The following is a 19635-nucleotide window of genomic DNA, read 5'->3' on the forward strand; positions in this document are numbered from 1 at the left end:
GCCGCGGACACGGCGGAGGGGCCGGGGCCGACCGCTGGACCAGGCGGCCACCACCGCCCACCACCGTTGCCTTCTAGGGGACCGGCTCCGTGTCGGCGGCCGTGGGCGCGAGCCGTCCGGTGTCACCGATGTGCAGGGCCGCGACCAGCTCGCGGTAGAGCGCGTCCGTGGCCAGCAGCTCCCCGTGGGTCCCGGTGGCCCGCACCCGCCCCGCCTCCAGCAGGACGATGCGGTCGGCGTGGATCACCGTGGACAGGCGGTGCGCGATGGTCACCACGGCCGCGCGGTCGGCGTGGCGGCGCACGCTCTCGGTGACCGCCGCCTCGGTGATGGCGTCCACCTGGGACGTCGCCTCGTCCAGGAGCAGGACGTCGGGGGTGCGCAGCAGGGCGCGGGCCAGGGCGACGCGCTGGCGCTGGCCGCCGGAGAGGGAGGTGGCGTCCAGCGGGGTCTCCAGGCCCTCGTCCAGTGCGTCGACCTTCTCGCTGAGCCGGACCTCCTCCAGCACCCGGCGCACCTCGTCGTCGGTCGCGTCGGGGTTGGTGAACAGCAGGTTCTCCCGGATGGTGCCGGGAACCACGGGCGCGTCCTGCTCGACATAGGCGAAGCGCCCGCGGATGTCGTGCGGCGACGACTCGGTGTAGGGCGCCCCCTCCAGGGCCAGCTCGCCGTCCGCGGGTTCGAGGAAGCGCAGCAGCAGGGAGAGCACGGTCGTCTTGCCCGCCCCGGACGGGCCCACGATCGCGGTGTGGCCGCGCCGGGGGATGGTCAGGTCCACCCGGTCCAGGGCGGGCCGGGCACCGGGTGCGTACACGGCGGTGACGCCGCGCAGCTCCACGAGCGGCCCGTCACCGTCGACGGCGGGGGAGGGGCGGCCGGGGGCCTCCGCGGCCGGTTCGAGCGGCACGGACTCCACGTCCCGGATGCGCCGCGCGGCGGCGAGGCCCGACTGCAGGGAGGTCATGCTCTGGGAGAGCTCCATGACGGGCGACATGAGGGTGAACGCGTACAGCAGGAAGGCGATGAGCGTGGACACCCCGATGTCGCCGGACCCGACGCGCAGGGCGCCCACGCCGAGGATCGCGATGATGGCCAGCTGGACGCCGCCGTAGGCGATCGTCCAGGCGACCGCCTCCCGTGTGACCGAGCGGACCCCGTGCCGGGCGGCGTCCCGCGCGTGGCCGAGGATCTGGGCGCCGAGACGGTCCTCGGCGCGGCTGACCTTGACCGTGCGGATGGCGCGCAGGGACCCCTCCAGGGTTCCGCCCATGAGCCCGAGGGAGTGCTGCGCCTGCTCCTGGGCCTTCGCGATGGAGGGCATCAGGGTGAGGAAGAGCAGCGTGACGGTGAGCACCGCGGTGAAGGTGACGCCCAGCAGCACCAGGTCCAGGACGCCCATCATGACCAGCGTCCCGACCAGCAGGACCCCGCCGTTGACGAGGCTGATGATGCTGCTGGAGGCGGCCTCGCGCAGCAGCACGGTGTCGGACGTGGCCCGGGTGACCAGCTCACCGGAGGACCGGCGGGACAGCGGGATCAGGGCGGCGCGGAAGTAGCGGCGCACGAGCGAGGTGCGCGCGTCCAGCACGACCTTCTCCGCCACGGTGCCGAGCACGATCCAGTGCCAGATGCCGAAGACGGAGCCGGTGACGAACAGGCCCAGCAGGAGTGCGACGGGCATCGCGAGGCCGCCCGCCCCGGACACGGTGTCCAGGACGAGCCGGATCACCATCGGGTTGGCGAGCTGCAGCGCCGAGCCGAGCAGGGCCAGGACCAGGCTGAGCGCGAGCTTGCGGCGGTGCGGCCGCACGAACGACCAGAGCACGCGCAGCTGCGCGAAGCGGAGAGAATCAGTGGGAACCGTATCTGGATCGTTCATGGGTCAAAGTAGGTCACAAGTGACCGATTTTTGTCAACCAAAGACCGACAAGTCTAGGATGACGTGCATGGCGAAGAGCGTGACGGCAGAGGAAGAGACGAGGACGCGTGCCCGGACCCGCCGGGCGATCCTCGAAGCCGCGGTACGGGTGTTCGGAGACAACCCCAAGGCGCCGCTGTCCGAGGTGGCCGAGGCCGCGGGCGTGGCCCGCAGCACCCTGCAGCGCTACTTCCCCGAACGCGCGGACCTGACCTGCGCGCTCGGCGACTACGCCGACGAGCTCGTCCGGGAGGCCACCGAGCGGGCGCGCACGACCGAGGGCACCGCACTGGAGGCCTTCTCACGCCTGGTCGCGGAGTACTTCGCGCTGCAGAGGGTGATCATGCTCGCGTTCGGCAACGAGGACCACACCGAGCCGCCCTCGGAGGAGGAGTGCGGGCCCGCGGACCTGGCCGTGTTCGATCTGGTGGAGCGGGGCCACGAGGAGGGCACCATCGACCCGAGGATCACGCCGCTGTGGGCGCAGCAGCTCCTGTGGGCGGGGCTCTACGCGGGATGGTCCTACGTGGCGGTCGCGCGCGTGCCCGCCTACGAGGCGCTCAACATGTGCCTGCTGTCCCTGGTCAAGGCCGTGTCGAGGGAGCAGGCCTGAGCGGGGAGGCAGGAGGCGCCCCGCGTGCCCCGGGGCGCGGGGATCAGAGGTAGAGGCCGGTGCCCCGCTCGGGGGCCTCGTTGGCCACGGCGTGCACGTCGCGCTCGCGCAGGATCACGTAGCGCTCGCCGTTGAGTTCGACCTCGCCCTGCTCCTCGGGGTCGAAGAGCACGCGGTCGCCGGTCTTGACGTGCCGGGCGCCGGTGCCGGCGCCGCAGACCTCGCCCCAGGCGAGCCTGGTGGCCAGCTTCACCGTGTCGGGGATGACCAGTCCGGCACTGCTGCGCCGCTCGCTCTTGTCCGGGACCGCCTTCACCAGCAGGCGGTCGTGGAGCATCTGGATTTCAAGCTTGGATTCGGGCACCACTCCAGGGTATTCGGCCCGGAACCCGACTATCGACCCGACCGCGATGGACCGACCCACTCCCGGACTCCGGTAGAGTATTGCCATCGCCGAGCGGGGAAACCGCCCGGCACACCAGGGGCTATGGCGCAGTTGGTAGCGCGCCTCCATGGCATGGAGGAGGTCTGGGGTTCGAATCCCCATAGCTCCACTCGAGTCCGAGAGGACCCTGCTCGGTGGCCTTCGGCCGCCTCGCCGGGTCCTCTCGTCGTTTCTCCCGGGGGACGACCCCCCGGACCCCCGAGGGCGGCCCGCATGGTCGGTTGCTGCGCAACCTCCCGTGCGGGCCCTCTGCTTTTCGGGGGGCGACCCCCGGACCCCCGCGCTCCGAGAGGACCCTGCTCGGTGGCCTTCGGCCGCCTCGCCGGGTCCTCTCGTCGTTTCCCCCGGGGGACGACCCCCCGGACCCCCGAGGGCGGCCCGCATGGTCGGTTGCTGCGCAACCTCCCGTGCGGGCCTTCTGCTTTTCGGGGGCGGCCCGGCGGGGGACGACCCCCGGAACCCCTACGGCGTCCTGGTTGTGCGCCTCACCGCCCCCACCCCCAGGACAACGTCGGAGCCACCCCGTGCATCGAACCTCCCCGTCCCCTGTCGGCCGTCCCGTGTGGTGGGCGGTGCCCGCGTCCGTCCTGCTCGCCGCCGCGACCGGATGCTCCCTGTGGGAGGCCCCGGAACAGGACCCGCCGGCGACCGCCGTCGAGACCCCGACCGCGTCCCCCACGGAGGTGCCGGAACCCGAGCGCGGCGGCCTCGCGTTCGAGGATCCCGAGGCCGAGGAACCGATCGAGTTCGTGGGGATGCACACCGGGGGCCGGTCCACGATCCTCCTCTACACCGCCGACTTCACGAACGCGGGAACCTACGACCCGGCGCCGGCTCCGGAGGAGGGGACCGAACGCGCCGAGCTCGACGTGACCTCCGTCGAGACCCGGGACGGCTCGGTCGTGCTGGCGGTCGAGGCCGCCTATCTCGACGACGGCGGCGAACTCACCGTGCACGCCGACGACTTCCTCGGCGTGGTCCTCCCCGACGGGTACGCGTCGGCCGGCGAGGACGCGGTCGAGGAGTACCGGCCCGAGGAGGAGGGCGTCCTGGCCGTCATCGGTCCGCGGGAGCCGTCCGCGGATTTCCCCCTCACGTTCGAGGATCTGCCCGCGCTGAGCCTGTTCCGCTACGAAGTGCCCGCCGGGAACATCGACGGCTACGACGAGACGCGCCATCCGGGTCCCGCCACCGCGATCACGTGCCTGGAGGTCGACGGCGCGCAGGGCCGGGTCTGGAGCCAGGACGGCGAGACCCCCTGCGACCTCGCCTGGATGTGACCGACCTCGGCGGGGGAACCGCAGTGCCGTGCGGTGGAGGACCACAGCACGCGGGACCGGCGGCCGGGGCCGGGGCCGGGAGTCCGGACATGTTTCAGCGGGTGGGGATCGGCTAGGGGAATCGGTGGGACCGCAGTCGAGAGAAGGGGGAAGGACATGGCCAGGACCGTGGCGGATGTGATGACGAGCCCTGTCCGGACGATGGCCCCGGAGGCGACACTGCGCGAGGTCGCCCAGGTGATGCGCGAGTCCGACGTCGGCGACGTGATCCTCGCCGAGGGAGACCACCCCGTGGGCATCGTGACGGACCGCGACATCGTGGTGCGCTGTCTCGCCACCGGGGGCGACCCGGAGACCCAGAGCGCCCGTTCCATCTGCAGTTCGGTGATGGTGAGCGTGCCGCCGCAGAGCGGTGTCTCCGACGCGGTGCGCAAGATGCGCGACGACGCGGTGCGCCGTCTGCCGGTGGTGGAGAACGACCACCTCGTGGGGATCGTGACCATGGGGGACCTCGCCGTCGAGACCGACCGGGAGTCCGCGCTGGCCGACGTCAGCGCCGCCGACCCCAACCGCTGACCGGAGCGCCGCCCGCGCACGGCACCGCCGTGCGCGGGTGCGGCCGTGCCGCGGGGTCGGGCAGCTCACACGATCCCGGGCCCCGGCCCTGGTCGGCCCATGCCGTCCCGTCCGGTAGACTTTTCCCGTTGCTTCACACGGGGCTATGGCGCAGTTGGTAGCGCGCCTCCATGGCATGGAGGAGGTCTGGGGTTCGAATCCCCATAGCTCCACTCGACTCCGAGACGACCCTGTTCGCGCGTGACCGCGCTCACCGGGTCGTCTCGTCGTTTCCTCTGGGGGGCGACCCGCAGACCCCCGATGCGGGGCTTCGCCCCGCGGGTTCGAGTGACGTCCCGTCAGGTCCACGGACGTTGGCACACCGAAACGGCTCCGCCTGAGGGCGGGGCCGTTTCGCGTTGGGGCCCGAACCGCGGCACGCGGCGCGAAAAAAGTTCTCCAGGTGTGTCGAATCCGGGCCGGCCCGTTCGACGATGGGGTGTAAGCGGGACGCAAAAGCAAGGAGAACACCATGCGCACCCTGATCATCACCTCGTTCGTGTCCGTCGACGGTGTCATGGAGGCCCCCGGCGGAGAACCCGGCTACCGCAACTCCGGGTGGACCTTCAACGCCGTGGAGATGGACGAGAAGGCGTTCGAGATCAAGGGGCGTGAACAGCAGGAGGCCGGCGCCCTCCTCCTCGGCCGGCGCAGCTACGAGGCGTTCGCCCCGGTGTGGCCCTCCATGGAGGAGTTCGCCGAGTACAACGCCATGCCCAGGTACGTCGTGTCCACCACCCTCGCGGACGAGGACCCCCGCTGGCCCGCCACGATCCTGCGGTCGCTCGACGACGTCGCCGAGCTCAAGCGGACCGAGGGCGGCCCGATCATCGTCCACGGCAGCGCCGAACTCGGCGCCGCCCTCGCCGACGCCGGGCTGGTCGACCGTTACCACCTGGTCGTCTACCCGCTGCTCCTGGGCGCGGGCAAGCGCCTGTTCAGCGAGACCGACAAGGACCTCACCAAGCTGAACCTGGTCGAGCACGCGGTCTACTCCAACGGCGTGCAGAAGCAGGTCTTCGACGTCGTCCGCTGAGGTGGCGGCCCGGGGAGCGCCCCCGGGCCCCGCGCCGGCCGGACGGGTTCCGTCCGACCGGCGCCGACCCGTGCGGGAGGCCGGCGGGAGGGAACCGGTTCCACTGCGGGAGCGTCAAAGCAGACATAACCCCAAACACGAGACATCCGGGGGCGTTATGCGCAGTCTGTGGAACCTGATCTCCCTCCCTCTCTTCCAGCGCCGCGCTGAACCGGCGTCCTCGGTCACCTGTCGGCGCTGCCGACAGGGTCGGAGCACGGGCCCGTCCGCCGCACGCGTGCCGGCCCCCGCCCGCGCGTCCGACGCCTCGGGACCCGCCGGGCAGCCCTTCTCGACCGCGGAGTGGGACCAGGTCGTCCGGTCCGCCGCGATCGACAAGATCGAGCAGGTGCTGGCCGACAGCTACGCGCTCCTGGCCGAGCAGACGTTCCGCAGGCCCGCCGACTCACCCGACCTGGCGCACGTACGCCGCATCCGTGCCGTGCTCACCGTGCTCGCCGAGGACCTGGGTCCGCGCGGGCGCGCCGCCCGGCCCGAACAGCGCGACTGGATCGACTCCGAGCTGCTGCCGGCCGTGCTGCGCGCCGAGGCCGAGATCGGCCGAGCGGTCGCCGACCTGCACTGACCAGGCGTGACGCCTCGCGTCTCATGGACGGGGGGCGTCCGGCTCCCCATAATGGAGGAGTGTCCGATGATCCACTCGCGGCCGCCCGCGAGGCATACGGCCGACAGGCCTGGGCGGACGCCTACCGGGGTCTGTGCGCCGCCGACGAGTCGGGCCGGCTGGGCGCGGAGGACCTCGACCGCCTCGGGGTCGCCGCGCAGCTGACCGGCCACGTCGAGACCGCCGGCGTGGCCTGGGCGCGGGCCCACCGCGCCTGGTACGACGACGGCGATCCCGGCCGCGCCGTGCGGTGCGCCTTCTGGTTGGGACTCACCCTCATGGAGCGGGGCGAGCACGCGCGCGGGGGCGGATGGTTCGCCCGGGCCCGGCGCGTCCTGGACGAGTGCCCGCCGGACCGCGCCGAACAGGGGTACCTGTGCCTCCCGCATTCCCTGCGGGCCCTGGCCGGCGGCGACCCCGACGCCGCCTACGCCGGGTTCGAGCAGGCCGCCGCACTCGGTGCCAGCTCGGGCGACGCGGACCTGAGCGCGCTGGGGCGGCTGGGCTGCGGGCAGGCACTGGTGGCGCGGGGCGACCCCGGCGGAGGCGTCGCGATGCTCGACGAGGCCATGCTCGCGGTCGCCACCGGCGAGGTGTCGCCCCTGGCGACGGGGACGATCTACTGCGCCGTGATCATCACCTGCCACAGGATGTTCGACGTGGGCCGCGCCCAGGAGTGGACCACGGTCCTGGACCAGTGGTGCGCGGCCCAACCGGACCTGCGGCCCTACCGCGGCCAGTGCATGGTGCACCGCTCCGAACTGCTGCAACTGCGCGGCCATTGGACCGAGGCGCTGGCCGAGATCGAGCGCGCCCGCGCGCACCTCGCCGACCTGCCCGGTGACCCCGCCCAGGGGATGGCCCTCTACCGGCAGGCCGACCTCCTGCGCGTGCGGGGCGACTACGACCGCGCCGAGCTCTGTTACCGCGAGGCCGGGACCTGGGGACACCCGGTCCATCCCGGTCTGGCGCTGCTGAGGCTCGCGCAGGGCCGTGTGGACGACGCGATCGGGGCGGCGCGCCGGGTGGCCGAGGAGGTCCGGGACCCCTCCGACCGGGCCCCGCTCCTGGCGGCGTACGCGGAGATCGCCCTGGTGGCGGGGGAGCCGGGCGAGGCCCGGTCCGCGGTGGCCGAGCTCCGGCGCACGGCGGCCCGCTTCGACTCGCCGTACCTGCGGGCCGTCGTGGACCAGGCCCACGGTGGCATCCTGTTGGCGGAGGGTGACGCCGTCGCCGCGGCACGGGTCCTCGACGAGGCGAAGGCGGCCTGGCGGAGCCTGGACGCTCCCTACGAGGCCGCTCGGACGGGTCTGCTGCTGGCGGACGCGTGCGCCCGGCTGCACGACCACGACACCGCCCGGATGGAGAGGGAGGCCGCCCGGGCGATCCTCCGCCGGCTCGGTGCGGCGCCCGAGGCGGGGCGGACCGGCGAGCGGTGGCCGTCGTCGGCCGGAGGCGACGGGTTGACCGGCCGGGAGCTGCAGGTGCTGCGGCGGGTCGCGGCCGGGCGCACCAACCGTCAGATCGCCGGCGACCTGGCGATCAGCGAGCACACCGTGCGTCGCCACCTGCAGAACATCTACGCCAAGCTCGGCCTCGGTTCGCGGTCGGGCGCGACCGCCTACGCCTACGAGCACGGGCTCGTGTGACCGCCGGCCCGCGAGCGGACGCGGCCGGTGGTACGGACGGACCACAGGTCGGGGCCCGCGCGTGGTACGCGGGGGCGATGCGCGGACGGCGCCGCCGGATCTAGCGTCGGAAGTGGTCGCCGGCATCCGGAAGGCCCCGGCGGGCGCGGCGCGGTCGCCGCGGCGCTCCCGTCCGCACACGGAGGAGGACATCATGACCACATCCACACCGGACACCGCTCAGGTCCGGGACGCGTGGGAGTCGATCGCGTCCGGCTTCGACGAGTACGTCACCCCCGACACCCTCCGGCTGGGCGAGCGGGCGCTGGACCGGGTCGACGTCGGCCCGGGCACCCGCTTCCTGGACGTGGCGGCCGGGACCGGCGCTCTCGCCCTCCCCGCGGCCCGCCGTGGTGCCGACGTCGTGGCGGTCGACATCGCCCCGGGCATGGTCGACCGCCTGGCCTCCCGGGCGGCGGCCGAGGGGCTGACCTCGGTCGAGGCCCGCGCGATGGACTGCCACTCGCTCGGATTCGGCGACGCCTCCTTCGACGTGACCGCCTCGCAGAACGGCGTGACCATGTCACCGGACCTGCGTTCCGGGCTCTCCGAGATGGTGCGCGTCACCAGGCGCGGCGGGACCGTCCTCGTCGTGGCGTTCGGCGCCCTGACCAGGTCCGAGTTCCTCGGGGTCTTCGTCGGCGCCGTCGGCGCGGTCGTCCCCGGCTTCGCCGGACTGCCGAAGGACACTCCTCCGCCGCCCTTCCAGCTGGCCGATCCGGAACGGTTCCACCAGGTGCTCACCGACGCCGGCCTGACCGGTACGGCGGTCGACACCGTCGTGTGGGACATGCCCTTCGGCTCCGGTACGGACCTGTGGAACGAGGTGACCTCCAGCCACCCGATCGGAGCGGGGCTGGTGGCCGGCCTCGACACGGAACAGCGCGCCGCCGTGCGCGACGTTCTGGACGGCGTCCTCCGGGAGCGTGCCGAGGGGCCCGGCGGCGCGGTGCTGCACGCCGAGGTCAACATCGGCCGGGGGACGAAGGACTGACGCGCGCCGCGGTGACGACGGGTCGGGACGCCCACGGGCGCCCGGCCCGTCGGGCGTGCGGCGGGGCCGTCGGGTGTGCGGCCAGAGCCACGACACCCTTCTATGAACCCTTGACGCGGGCCTCCGTGCGGGGGCATAATCAACACATCGGTTGATCAACCTAGCGATTGAATAAGAGACATGGCGAACGACCCGTTGAGTCTGACGTTCGCGGCCCTGGCCGACCCGACCCGCAGAGCCCTGCTGGCACGGCTGGCGGAGGGCGAGGCGACTGTCAACGAGTTGGCCGAGCCGTTCCCGATCAGTCTCCAGGCGGTCTCCCGGCACCTGAAGGTGTTGGAGCGCGCGGGACTCATCAGTCGGGGGCGCGAGGCGCAGTGGCGGCCGTGCCGATTCGAGGCGGAGCCGCTGGAGCGGGCGTCGGACTGGATCGGGCGGTACCGCGAGCAGTGGGAGGACCGCTTCGACCGGCTCGACGCGGTCATCCGGACCATGCGGAACGGCAGAGACGAGGAGAAGGACCATGAGTGACCTCGAAGTGATCGCGGAGCCCGGTCGGCAGGACATCGTCGTGCGGCGCAGCTTCGACGCACCGCGCGACGTGGTGTTCAAGGCGATGACCGACCCGCAGTACCTGGCGCAGTGGTGGGGCATGAAGGAGAGCGAGCTCCACATCGACCGGTTCGAGCCCCGCCCCGGGGGGACCTGGCGCGTCGTGGAGAAGGCCGCCGACGGCGGGGAGTACGCCTTCCACGGGGTCTTCCACGACGTCACCGCGCCCGAGGGCTTCACCCAGACGTTCGAGTTCGAGGGGCAGCCCGGACACGTCCTGCTGGAGACGCACTCCCTGGAGAGCGAGGGCGACCGCACCCGCTACACCTCGTACTCGGTCTTCCAGTCCGTCGAGGACCGCGACGGCATGGTGGAGTCGGGCATGGAGACCGGGCTGACGGAGTCGATGGACGCCCTGGAGGCACTGCTCCGCACGATGACCTGAGCGGATCCCCACGATCCCCCGGAACCGGCCTGTGGACGACGCCGATGCTGTCGTCGCAGGCCGGTACTGTCGATGCGTGGCAGATCTTCCCGACGTTCCCACCCTGCTCGACGCGGCCGTCCGTTCCCTGGGCGGCACCCGCCGTGAGGGCCAGACAGAGATGGCCGGCGCCGTGGCCGACGCCGTCGACCGACGCGAACACCTGGTGGTCCAGGCCGGTACCGGCACCGGTAAGTCCCTGGCCTACCTCGTACCCGCCGTCAGACACGCCCTGGCCCGCGAGACCACCGTCGTGGTCTCCACCGCCACCATCGCGCTGCAGAACCAGCTCATCAACCGGGACCTGCCGCGACTGGCCGCCGCGCTCGCTCCGCTGCTGCCCCGCGAACCCACGTTCGCCGTGCTCAAGGGCCGCCGCAACTACCTCTGCCGCAACCGCCTGCAGACCGCCGACGACGAGGCCGAGGACAGCGAGCTGTTCGACCCCCGCCAGCTGTCCTCGCTGGGCCGACAGGTCGCCCGGCTGCACGAGTGGTCGGAGGAGACCGGGAGCGGCGACCGCGACGAACTGGTGCCCGGCGTCAGCGACCTGGCCTGGCGGCAGGTGTCGGTGGGCGCCAACGAGTGCGTCGGCGCGCGGGTGTGCGCCTTCGGCCAGGAGTGCTTCGCCGAGTTCGCCCGCGAGGCCGCCCAGGGCGTCGACATCGTGGTCACCAACCACGCCATGCTCGCCATCGACATGTCCCAGGGCAACCACCTGCTGCCCGAGCACGACACCATCATGATCGACGAGGCCCACGAACTCGTGGACCGCGCCACCTCCGTGGCGACCGGGACGCTCACCGAGCGCTCGGTCGGCACGGCCGCCAAACGGGCCGCGCGGCTGGTCGAGCCGGGGATCAGCGAGCGCCTCACGGAGTGCGCCGACGGGCTCGCCCTGATGTTCACCGACGCTCCCGACGGACGCCTCGACCACATCGACGACGGTCTCGCCGGCGCGGTCGCGGCCGTCCGCGACGCGGCCTCTGCGTGCGTCACCGCCATCGGCCCCTCACCGGGGGAGCAGGACCCGGACTCCGCCACGGACCGGAAGCTCGCCCTGGCCGCCCTGGGCGAGGTGCACGACACCGCCGTGCGCGTCCTGGAGTCCTTCGAGCCCGCGCTGCGCGACCGCACCGACATCGTCTGGCTCACCAGGGCGCCGTCCCGGCCGCCCTCGCTCAGCGTCGCGCCGCTCGCCGTGGGCGGGCTGCTGCGGGAGAAGCTCTTCGGCGACCGCACCGTCGTGCTCACCTCCGCCACCCTCACCCTCGGCGGATCCTTCTCCGCGCTGGCCCACCAGTGGGGCCTGGGCCGCGAGGTCGCGGAGGAGGCCGAGGCCGCCCGGCGACAGGAGCCCTCCGCCGACGCCGGCGACGACAACGACGACGGGCCGCACCGTGCCGCCGGGGAGCCGCGCTGGCGAGCCCTGGACGTGGGCTCGCCCTTCGAACACGCGCGCAGCGGCATCCTCTACGTGGCCAAGCACCTTCCGCCGCCGGGACGGGACGGGCTCGCGGACGCCTACCTCGACGAGATCGCCGAGCTCATCGAGGCGGCCGACGGGCGCACGCTCGGACTGTTCTCCTCGATGCGGGCGGCCCAGCAGGCCACCGACGCGCTCCGGGAGCGCCTGGACCACCCCATCCTGTGCCAGGGGGACGACTCCACCGGCCAACTGGTCAGCCGCTTCGCCGACGACGAGCGGGCCTGCCTGTTCGGTACGCTCTCGCTCTGGCAGGGCGTCGACGTGCCCGGGCCCTCGCTGTCCCTGGTCGTCGTGGACCGCATCCCGTTCCCGCGCCCGGACGATCCGCTCGCCTCCGCCCGCCAGCGCGCGGTGGGCGCGCACGGGGGCAACGGGTTCCTCGCGGTCGCCGCCACCCACGCGGCCCTGCTCCTGGCCCAGGGCACCGGACGGCTGCTGCGCTCCACCGACGACCGCGGCGTCATCGCCGTCCTGGACCCGCGCCTGGCCACGGCGAGGTACGGGGGCTTCCTCCGTGCGTCGCTGCCGCCCTACTGGGGCACCACGGACCCGTCCGTGGCCCGGTCCGCGCTGCGCAGACTCTCCGGCCGGGTCACACCCGAACCCGCATAGCCGGGCCCCACCCGGTTCGGCCCGGCACCCGCCACTCCCGCTTCCCTCCGCCGAGCGCGGACGTCGTGCTCGGATGCGTTCGGTGCCGGGGCGTGCATCCTGCGCGGACGGCCGCGATGTGCGCCCGGCGCCCGCCGGAGAGCGCGGGCGTGCGCGTGTCGTGGTGACGACGGTTGGGAAGGTGCCTCTGGTGCCTGCCGAAGCCCGGCACGCGCATGGGTGCCGAAGGTTGCGGATGTGCCCTCGGAGCCACTGGAGCCTGGGGGTGCACACATCGTGCGCGGACGGTCGGGACGTGTGCCCGGCGCCTGCCGGAGCGAAGCCGGGGGCGCGTCTCGTGCACGGGTGCTCCTGCCTCGGCCCCAGGGGGTCTATCCGGGCCAAAGCGAGGCACGAGCGGCGGCCCAAGGCAAGCAGGGGTGAGGGGCGCGCCGGTGCCTGCAGGAGGAGACGGGGCCGCAGCGAGGAACGAGCAAGGCAAGTCGACGACGAAGGCCCCGGCGTGAAGCGCCCCGAACCAGCCCCGGACCACCTAGCCGCGGGTGCGGTAGCCGAAGAGGCGCACCGCGTACCCCGGGGTCCTCTCGTCCTCGGACTCCTGGATGTACCAGCGGTCGTCGTGGTCGCCCACCAGGAGCTCGTTCCACATCATGTCGATGAGTTTGAGCCGTGAGACCACCGAGGCCTCGGGGTCCAGCACGATCGAGTAGGCGTGGTCGGTGAGCCGCTGGGTCACCATGCCCACCGACTGGCCGTCCCAGATCGCCGGGACCGGGGCGTGGCCGATGTCGACCCCGCACAGCCGGAGCTGCTCCACCTCTTCGTCCAGTGCCTCGGCGGCCAGGGCGCCGTCCAGCCGGAGGGCGTCCTCCAGCTCGTCGCGCTCCTCGTCGGCCCGCAGGAAGGCGTGGTAGGTGCGGTAACCGCACGCACGGCACTTGCGCCACACGACACAGCGGGCCAGACCGTAGGCGGACTGCGCCTCGCCCACGCTCTGGTAGTCGCTCACCACGCGCTTCATGCCGCATTCGCAGCACAGGGCTGTGAGATCCTGCTTCATCAGCGTCCCCCCTCCCAGGCGAGTATGCGACGGAATGCCCCCGTGAGGGAACCCGTTCGGAGAGGAAGTCGCGGCAAGGTGTCGTCATCAATGCCCAAAATGACGCGGTCGCGGGTTTCGGGCAGCACCCGCACGCGGGGCGGAGGTGTCCGGACTCACTCGTCCAGGGACAGGCGCCGCTTGTTGCGCGCGCTCCAGTCACGCATCCGCTGCGGGTACCCGACGGCATGGACGTCGTAGGCCGGGGCGGCCAGTTTCCGTGCCACCTTGCGGATGACGTTCGGCGAGCCGCACCTGCGGCGGATCCACTCGCCGTCCGTGGCCACCGCCACGGCCGTCGTCGTCGTGGCGAAGGTTTCGGGCTCGACGTAGAACTCCACGCCCACCCGGCTCTTGGCGAACTCGATCAGCGCCTTGATGTCCGAATCCTCGGAGGCGCGGTCGAAACGCGTCTTGCTCTTGCGGTTGGCCTTGCGGAGTCCGAAGCGGTCTCGCCATCCCATCGGTGTGATCCAGTTTCGTAGTCGTGGCTCGCGGAAACCCCGCCGGGGCACCATCGGTGGAACAGAGTCTATCGGTCCCCGTCCACCCCGGATCGACCCCTCAAGTCCCGTGCTGCACCGGTTTCCCGCGTTCCCCGGACAACTCCGTCACCACGCTGCTACGTTCTGTTTCCACACGGTAGTACAGGGGGAGAGAATATGCCGATGTGGACATGGGCGGGAGAGACCGGACGCCGTCTGCGGGCCGCGGGCCAGGAGGAACTCGCCGACGCGGTGACGAGCCTGCCCGTCCTCGCCGAGGCCGGGGAGACGGTACGGGTGGAGGCGGTGGCCCGGTCGGCGCTGCGCAGGGCGCGGCGCCTGGTCGCCGAGGCGGGGGAGGCCGGGGTCCCGGGGGTCCTCGGCCCCGCGACACTGCACTATCTCGCGCACTGGCCGCTGGCCGTGCGCACCGGAGCGCTCGCCGAGGGGGGCCGAGCGCTCGACCAGGCCGCGGCGGCGGCAGCCGAGGAGCCCGAACCGCTCGCGCACGGTCCGCTGCCGGTCTCGGCCCTGCACACGCTGGTCGCCTGCCACGCCAACGTCGACTCCCGGGGGACGACCGCGCTGCGCCGCGAACTGCTGTCGGCCCGACGGCTGGCCGGCTGGGAGCGCACCCCGGCCTGGCCCGCGTTCACCCTCGCCCGGGTGAACCTGCTCGTGGACGAGGACGCGCCCGACCGCGCCGAGGCGGAACTGCGCCGCTACGAGCACACCGCCACCGGCCCGGCCCTGTTCGGCGCCGAGGGAGTGCTCACCCTGGTGCGCGCGCTGCGCTACCAGGACAAGCACACCGAGGCCCTGGAGGCGCTCGACCGGATGGAGGCCGAGCTCTCACTCGGCGAACCGGCCGATCCGCGCCGTACCTCGCTGCGGCGCACCATCCGCTTCGAACGGGCCCGCCTGCTGTCCTGGCTGGCCCGCATCGGCGCGTGCGACCCGCGCGAGGCCATCACGGTCCTGCCCACCGTCGAGGAGGCCGAGGCGTTCCCGCGTCTGCGCCCCGCGTGGACGGAGGCCGTGGAGAACCTGGTGTCCCTGGGCTCGGTCCGCAACGACTGGCGGCTGGGCGTGCGCGTGACCACCTGGTCGCGCTACTTCGAACGGGTCGGGGCGCCCCGCCGCGGTGCCGAGCTCGCCCTGGCCGCCACCCGGCTCGCCGCCGGCCGCGGCGCGCACTGGGTGGCCTCCTGCTCCGCGCAGCGGGCGGAGCGGCTCATCGGTGAGCTGACCCGGACCGAGGAGATCTTCGGCGACCTCGCGGAGGCGCGCGCCCTGGTCGGCGGGATGCCCCCGGTCCAGCCGCTGGCCCCTGCGGACCGGATCCTGGAGTTCCTGCGCGCGCAGCCCGTCGAGGAGATCAACCCCGAGCAGCAGGCCGAACAGGTCAACGCGGCCCTGGCCGCGATGCCGCACGACACCCCGCTGCTGGCCGCACTCGGCCAGGTCGGCCGGACGCTCATGCTCTCCGACGCGGCCACCGCGCCCCAGTGGCGGCACGTGCGGGAGCAGCCTGGCGACCAGCGCGCGGCGCTGTCCCTGCTGGAGACCCTGCTGCACGACAACGACACCGCGGGTGTGCGCACCCTGGTGCGCACGCTCGCCGCGGGCGCGCTGACCAGTGAGGACTACAGGGCCGAGGTCGGCGCGGCGGCCAGCGCCCGACCGGCCGGATAGGCCAGGGCGGCGGCGGGCATCGGCGCGGGGCGGCCACCGGCCAGGACCCGCACGCTGCCCGCAGTGTCGCCGAGGGGCACGTCACCGACCCGGCGCAGCGTCTGCGCCGCCACCGCCTCGGCGGCGCTGTACAGTTCCACGTCGCCCAGGGCCTCGGTGATCCGCGCACCGACCAGGTCGTAGTGCGTGCAGCCGAGCACCACCCCGCGTACGGCGGGGGTGAGGCCGGCGGCGTAGTCCACCGCCTCGGCGATCATGCGCGGATCGGCCGACTCCACGGCCTCGGCCAGGCCGGCGCAGGCCACGGGGGTGACCTCCACCCCGTCCGCGAACGTCTCGACCAGGCGGCGCTGGTACCGGCTGCGGGTCGTGGCGACGGTCGACCACACGGCGATGGGTCCGCCCGCGGCGGCCGCGGGCTTGATCGCCGGCACCGTACCGATCACGGGCACCGCCGGCTCGAACTCGGCGCGCAGCGCGTCAAGCCCGTGCACCGACGCCGTGTTGCACGGCACGACCACCGCGTCCGCCTCCGCGCCTCGTGCGGCCCGCGCCCCGGCCAGGAGCCGGCCGATCACCTCGTCCGCCGTCCGCAGCCCCCAGGGCATGTGGTCGGGATCCATGGACAGGACCAGGTCGGCGTCGGGCCGCGCCGCGCGCAGGGCCGCGGCGGTGGAGAGCATGCCGATACCGGAGTCAATGAGAACGATGCGCACGAACCCCGATCCTAGCCGGACCGCCCACCGAACCCGCTGAACTCCTGGTCCCATGACCACACCCGTCGTGGTCCACGGCACACCCATCGCGGGAATCCCACGGCTCTCCGGAGAAACCGCAGGCCCCGGCATCGCCCCCGTCCCAGGCTCTCGGGTCTTTGGTCAAGACACGTCACAAATGGGGTGGCACAAGACCGTTACCGATAGGTAGAACTGAGGGGATCGGCCGTTCCGGCGCGTGTGGCAGCGCCGGGCGGGCAGCGCGGGACCCAGGTCCGGCGCCGGCCGATCCACCTCGTGCGTCACTCGTGCCGACACTGGAAGAGCTGGGATGACACCTCACCAACAGGGAACGAGCAAGGGCGCCCCCGCCGGAGCGCGGGCCGGCTTCGCCGAGCACATCGCGGCGGTCCAGCGCCTGCGACGCGACTTCCGGGCGCTCCCCGAGGACGCGCCCGTGCGGCTCGCCAAGCCCACGTCCAACCTCTTCCGCTTCCGCGAACCCTCCTCGGCCCCCTCCCTCGACGTGTCCGCCTTCTCCGGGGTCATCTCCATCGACCCCGTCGAGCGCCTCGCCGACGTCGGAGGCATGACCACCTACGAGGACCTCGTCGCCGCCACGCTCCCGCACGGGCTGATGCCCACCGTCGTGCCGCAGCTGCGCACCATCACCCTGGGCGGAGCGGTCACCGGCCTCGGCATCGAGTCCTCCTCCTTCCGCAGCGGCCTGCCCCACGAGGCGGTCCAGGAGATGGAGATCCTCACCGGCTCGGGCGACGTCGTGACCGCCACCCGCGACAACGAGCACAGCGACCTCTTCTACGGGTTCCCCAACTCCTACGGCACCCTCGGCTACAGCCTGCGCCTGCGCATCGAGCTGGAACCGGTCTCCGCCTACGTGAACCTGCGCCACCTGCGCTTCTCCGACTCCGCCGAGTGCATGGACGCCCTCGCGCGGATCTGCGCCGACGCCGAGCACGACGGGCAGCCGGTCGACTTCGTGGACGGGGTGGCCTTCGGCCCCGACGAGCTCTACCTCACCCTCGCCCGCTTCACCGACCAGGCGCCCTGGGTGAGCGACTACACCGGCAACGACGTCTACTACAAGTCGATCCCGCGCTACTCCGGCAACGGGCCCGGCGACTACCTCACCACGCACGACTACCTGTGGCGCTGGGACACCGACTGGTTCTGGTGCTCGCGCGCCTTCGGGACCCAGCACCCCCTGGTGCGGCCGCTGTGGCCCCGCGCGCTCAAGCGCTCGGACGTGTACCGCAAGCTCGTCGCCTGGGACCGGCGCACCGACTTCTTCCGGCTGCTCACCCACTACCGCGGCAAGCGGCCCCAGGAACCGCTCATCCAGGACATCGAGGTCGGCGTCGAGCGCGGCGCGGAGTTCCTGGAGTTCTTCCACTCCGAGATCGGCATGACGCCGGTCTGGATGTGCCCGCTCAGGCTCAGCGAGCCGCGGCGGCCCGGCCACGGCGGCGACGGCGAGCACGTCTGGCCGCTCTACCCCCTGGACAACGACCGCCTGTACGTGAACTTCGGGTTCTGGGGCCTGGTCGACATGCTTCCCGGCCAGCGCCGGGCCCACCACAACCGCAGGGTGGAGGAGGAGGTCGCCCGGCTGGGCGGCCACAAGTCCCTGTACTCGGACGCCTTCTACACCGAGGAGGAGTTCTGGAGCCTCTACAACGGGACGGCCTACTCCGGCCTCAAACGGGCCTACGACCCCGGGGGACGGCTCCTGGACCTGTACGCCAAGTGCGTGGGCAACCGCTAGCGCGCGACCGCCGGCCGGGGTCCGCGGCCCGGACGGCCCGGACCGGGCGGCCGAGCACACCGCAGTAGACCAGCAGCGGGAGGCGACCCGACGGGATGGGCCGCGTCCACGAGAGGAAGGACGAGAGCATGCGGCTTGCGGAGATCTTCGAGAGGGTCGTCGGCCCGGACGCCCCCATCCGGTTCACCGCCTACGACGGCAGCAGCGCGGGGGATCCGAACAGCGACGTCGCCCTGCACGTGCGGACTCCGGTGGCGGTGAACTACCTGGCCCAGTCGCCCAACGCCGTCGGCCTCACACGCGCGTACGTGTCCGGACACCTCGATCTCGAAGGGGACATGTACACCGCCCTGCGCAGAATGTCGGACTTCGCCTTCGCGGAGGGCGTCAACGTCTCCGCCCGCGACATCGCCGCGATCGTGCGGTCGGTGGGCTGGGTGAAGTTCGTCAACCGGGTGGCCCCGCCGCCGCAGGAGGTGACCAGGGGCAGGCTCGCGGGCCTGGGCTGGCGCCACTCCAAGCGGCGCGACGCCGAGGCCATCCACCACCACTACGACGTGGGCAACGACTTCTACGAGCTGGTCCTGGGCCCGTCGATGACCTACACCTGTGCCGTCTTCGACGAGGCCGACGCCGCGCTGGAGCGCGTGGGCGAGTCGGCGGACGCGACGAAGGGCGCGGCCGGGGAGGGCGGCAAGCGGTCGGGCGGTGCCCTGGAGAGCGCCCAGTTCCGCAAGTACGAGCTCGTCTCGCGCAAGCTCGGCCTCCGCAAGGGCATGCGCCTGCTGGACGTGGGGTGCGGCTGGGGCGGCATGGTCATGCACGCCGCCCGCGAGCACGGCGTGCGCGCCCTCGGCGTCACCCTGTCCAAGGAGCAGGCGGAGTGGGCGGCCAAGCGCATCGCGCAGGAGGGCCTGACGGAGGTGGCGGAGGTCCGCCACATGGACTACCGGGACGTGCCCGACGCCAGCTACGACCGGATCAGCTCCATCGGCCTGACCGAGCACGTCGGCGCCCGCAACCTCGACTCCTACTTCGACTCGCTGCACGGCAAGCTGGTGCCCGGCGGCCGGCTGCTCAACCACTGCATCACGCGCCCGCGCAACGACCTCAAGCCGATGGACACCGGGGGGTTCATCAACCGGTACGTCTTCCCCGACGGTGAACTGGAGGGGCCCGCCCGGATCCAGCTCGCGATGAACGACGCCGGGTTCGAGATCCGCCACCAGGAGAACCTGCGTGAGCACTACGCCCTGACCCTGCGCCACTGGAGCGCGAACCTGGACCGGAACTGGGACGAGGCCGTGGCGCTGGTCGGCGAGGGGACCGCCCGCGTGTGGCGGCTCTACATGGCCGGCTGCGTCCTGGGCTTCGAGCGGGACGTCGTGCAGCTGCACCAGATCCTCGGTGTGAAACTCGACGGCACCGACGCCCACATGCCCCTGCGCCCGGAGTTCTGACGCC

The 19635-nt window shown here is 72.7% G+C and carries 18 protein-coding genes and 2 tRNA genes; 15 read left to right on the forward strand and 5 right to left on the reverse strand.

What is annotated here, in order from left to right; all coding sequences use genetic code 11:
* Window positions 1-73 precede the first annotated feature (73 nt).
* Window positions 74-1825 carry an ABC transporter ATP-binding protein gene (locus tag HNR10_RS23770; RefSeq protein ID WP_179829923.1) on the reverse strand — a complete coding sequence of 584 codons (1752 nt, stop codon included), beginning with the start codon at window positions 1823-1825 and terminating at the stop codon, window positions 74-76.
* Between the two features lie 121 nt (window positions 1826-1946).
* On the opposite strand from HNR10_RS23770, the gene HNR10_RS23775 reads away from it, so the two are divergent.
* Window positions 1947-2531, forward strand: coding sequence for a TetR/AcrR family transcriptional regulator (locus HNR10_RS23775; protein WP_179827157.1), 585 nt, complete (start codon window positions 1947-1949; stop codon window positions 2529-2531).
* 43 nt (window positions 2532-2574) lie between these two features.
* Here the strand turns inward: HNR10_RS23775 and HNR10_RS23780 are convergent, their stop codons facing one another.
* On the reverse strand, window positions 2575-2868 hold the full coding sequence (locus HNR10_RS23780) for a GroES family chaperonin (protein WP_121180128.1): 294 nt from the start codon (window positions 2866-2868) through the stop codon (window positions 2575-2577).
* Window positions 2869-3012: 144 nt separating this feature from the next.
* Between HNR10_RS23780 and HNR10_RS23785 the strand changes: the two genes are divergently transcribed.
* From HNR10_RS23785 to HNR10_RS23835, 11 genes are all read left to right on the forward strand, one after another.
* Window positions 3013-3085: transfer RNA gene (locus HNR10_RS23785), tRNA-Ala, on the forward strand.
* Window positions 3086-3548: 463 nt separating this feature from the next.
* Window positions 3549-4256, forward strand: coding sequence for a hypothetical protein (locus HNR10_RS23790; RefSeq protein ID WP_179827159.1), 708 nt, complete (start codon window positions 3549-3551; stop codon window positions 4254-4256).
* Between the two features lie 156 nt (window positions 4257-4412).
* Window positions 4413-4832 carry a CBS domain-containing protein gene (locus HNR10_RS23795; protein ID WP_179827167.1) on the forward strand — a complete coding sequence of 140 codons (420 nt, stop codon included), beginning with the start codon at window positions 4413-4415 and terminating at the stop codon, window positions 4830-4832.
* Between the two features lie 139 nt (window positions 4833-4971).
* A tRNA-Ala gene (locus HNR10_RS23800) sits at window positions 4972-5044 on the forward strand.
* Between the two features lie 299 nt (window positions 5045-5343).
* Window positions 5344-5907 (forward strand): dihydrofolate reductase family protein, encoded by a 564-nt coding sequence (locus HNR10_RS23805; protein WP_179827169.1) that lies wholly within the window; start codon window positions 5344-5346, stop codon window positions 5905-5907.
* Window positions 5908-6184: 277 nt separating this feature from the next.
* Complete coding sequence (locus HNR10_RS23810; RefSeq protein WP_179827171.1) at window positions 6185-6532, forward strand: hypothetical protein; 348 nt, start codon at window positions 6185-6187, stop codon at window positions 6530-6532.
* A 59-nt stretch (window positions 6533-6591) separates the two neighbouring features.
* Window positions 6592-8220 carry a LuxR family transcriptional regulator gene (locus HNR10_RS32055; RefSeq protein ID WP_218897965.1) on the forward strand — a complete coding sequence of 543 codons (1629 nt, stop codon included), beginning with the start codon at window positions 6592-6594 and terminating at the stop codon, window positions 8218-8220.
* A 193-nt stretch (window positions 8221-8413) separates the two neighbouring features.
* Window positions 8414-9253, forward strand: coding sequence for a class I SAM-dependent methyltransferase (locus HNR10_RS23820; RefSeq protein ID WP_179827175.1), 840 nt, complete (start codon window positions 8414-8416; stop codon window positions 9251-9253).
* Window positions 9254-9433: 180 nt separating this feature from the next.
* On the forward strand, window positions 9434-9784 hold the full coding sequence (locus tag HNR10_RS23825) for an ArsR/SmtB family transcription factor (protein WP_179827177.1): 351 nt from the start codon (window positions 9434-9436) through the stop codon (window positions 9782-9784).
* Window positions 9777-10250 (forward strand): SRPBCC family protein, encoded by a 474-nt coding sequence (locus HNR10_RS23830; RefSeq protein WP_179827179.1) that lies wholly within the window; start codon window positions 9777-9779, stop codon window positions 10248-10250. Before HNR10_RS23825 ends, HNR10_RS23830 begins: the two co-directional genes overlap by 8 nt.
* A gap of 76 nt (window positions 10251-10326) precedes the next feature.
* Window positions 10327-12390: an ATP-dependent DNA helicase gene (locus HNR10_RS23835; RefSeq protein WP_179827181.1), complete on the forward strand. Its 2064-nt coding sequence runs from the start codon at window positions 10327-10329 to the stop codon at window positions 12388-12390.
* A gap of 532 nt (window positions 12391-12922) precedes the next feature.
* Here the strand turns inward: HNR10_RS23835 and HNR10_RS23840 are convergent.
* Window positions 12923-13450 carry a DUF6315 family protein gene (locus tag HNR10_RS23840; RefSeq protein ID WP_179827183.1) on the reverse strand — a complete coding sequence of 176 codons (528 nt, stop codon included), beginning with the start codon at window positions 13448-13450 and terminating at the stop codon, window positions 12923-12925.
* Between the two features lie 155 nt (window positions 13451-13605).
* Window positions 13606-13953, reverse strand: coding sequence for a hypothetical protein (locus tag HNR10_RS23845; protein ID WP_179827185.1), 348 nt, complete (start codon window positions 13951-13953; stop codon window positions 13606-13608).
* Between the two features lie 198 nt (window positions 13954-14151).
* On the opposite strand from HNR10_RS23845, the gene HNR10_RS23850 reads away from it, so the two are divergent.
* Complete coding sequence (locus tag HNR10_RS23850) at window positions 14152-15669, forward strand: hypothetical protein (protein ID WP_179827187.1); 1518 nt, start codon at window positions 14152-14154, stop codon at window positions 15667-15669.
* Here the strand turns inward: HNR10_RS23850 and HNR10_RS23855 are convergent.
* Window positions 15621-16385, reverse strand: a complete 765-nt coding sequence (locus HNR10_RS23855) for a glutamate racemase (RefSeq protein ID WP_312889401.1) — start codon at window positions 16383-16385, stop codon at window positions 15621-15623. The genes HNR10_RS23850 and HNR10_RS23855 overlap by 49 nt on opposite strands.
* A 331-nt stretch (window positions 16386-16716) precedes the next feature.
* Between HNR10_RS23855 and HNR10_RS23860 the strand changes: the two genes are divergently transcribed.
* Window positions 16717-18171 (forward strand): FAD-binding oxidoreductase, encoded by a 1455-nt coding sequence (locus tag HNR10_RS23860; RefSeq protein ID WP_179827189.1) that lies wholly within the window; start codon window positions 16717-16719, stop codon window positions 18169-18171.
* A gap of 128 nt (window positions 18172-18299) precedes the next feature.
* The gene (locus HNR10_RS23865) at window positions 18300-19631 is read left to right on the forward strand and encodes an SAM-dependent methyltransferase (protein ID WP_179827192.1); all 1332 of its coding nucleotides are present in this window, start codon (window positions 18300-18302) and stop codon (window positions 19629-19631) included.
* Window positions 19632-19635: the final 4 nt, after the last annotated feature.

This window comes from Nocardiopsis aegyptia, from assembly GCF_013410755.1.
GTDB lineage: Bacteria > Actinomycetota > Actinomycetes > Streptosporangiales > Streptosporangiaceae > Nocardiopsis > Nocardiopsis aegyptia.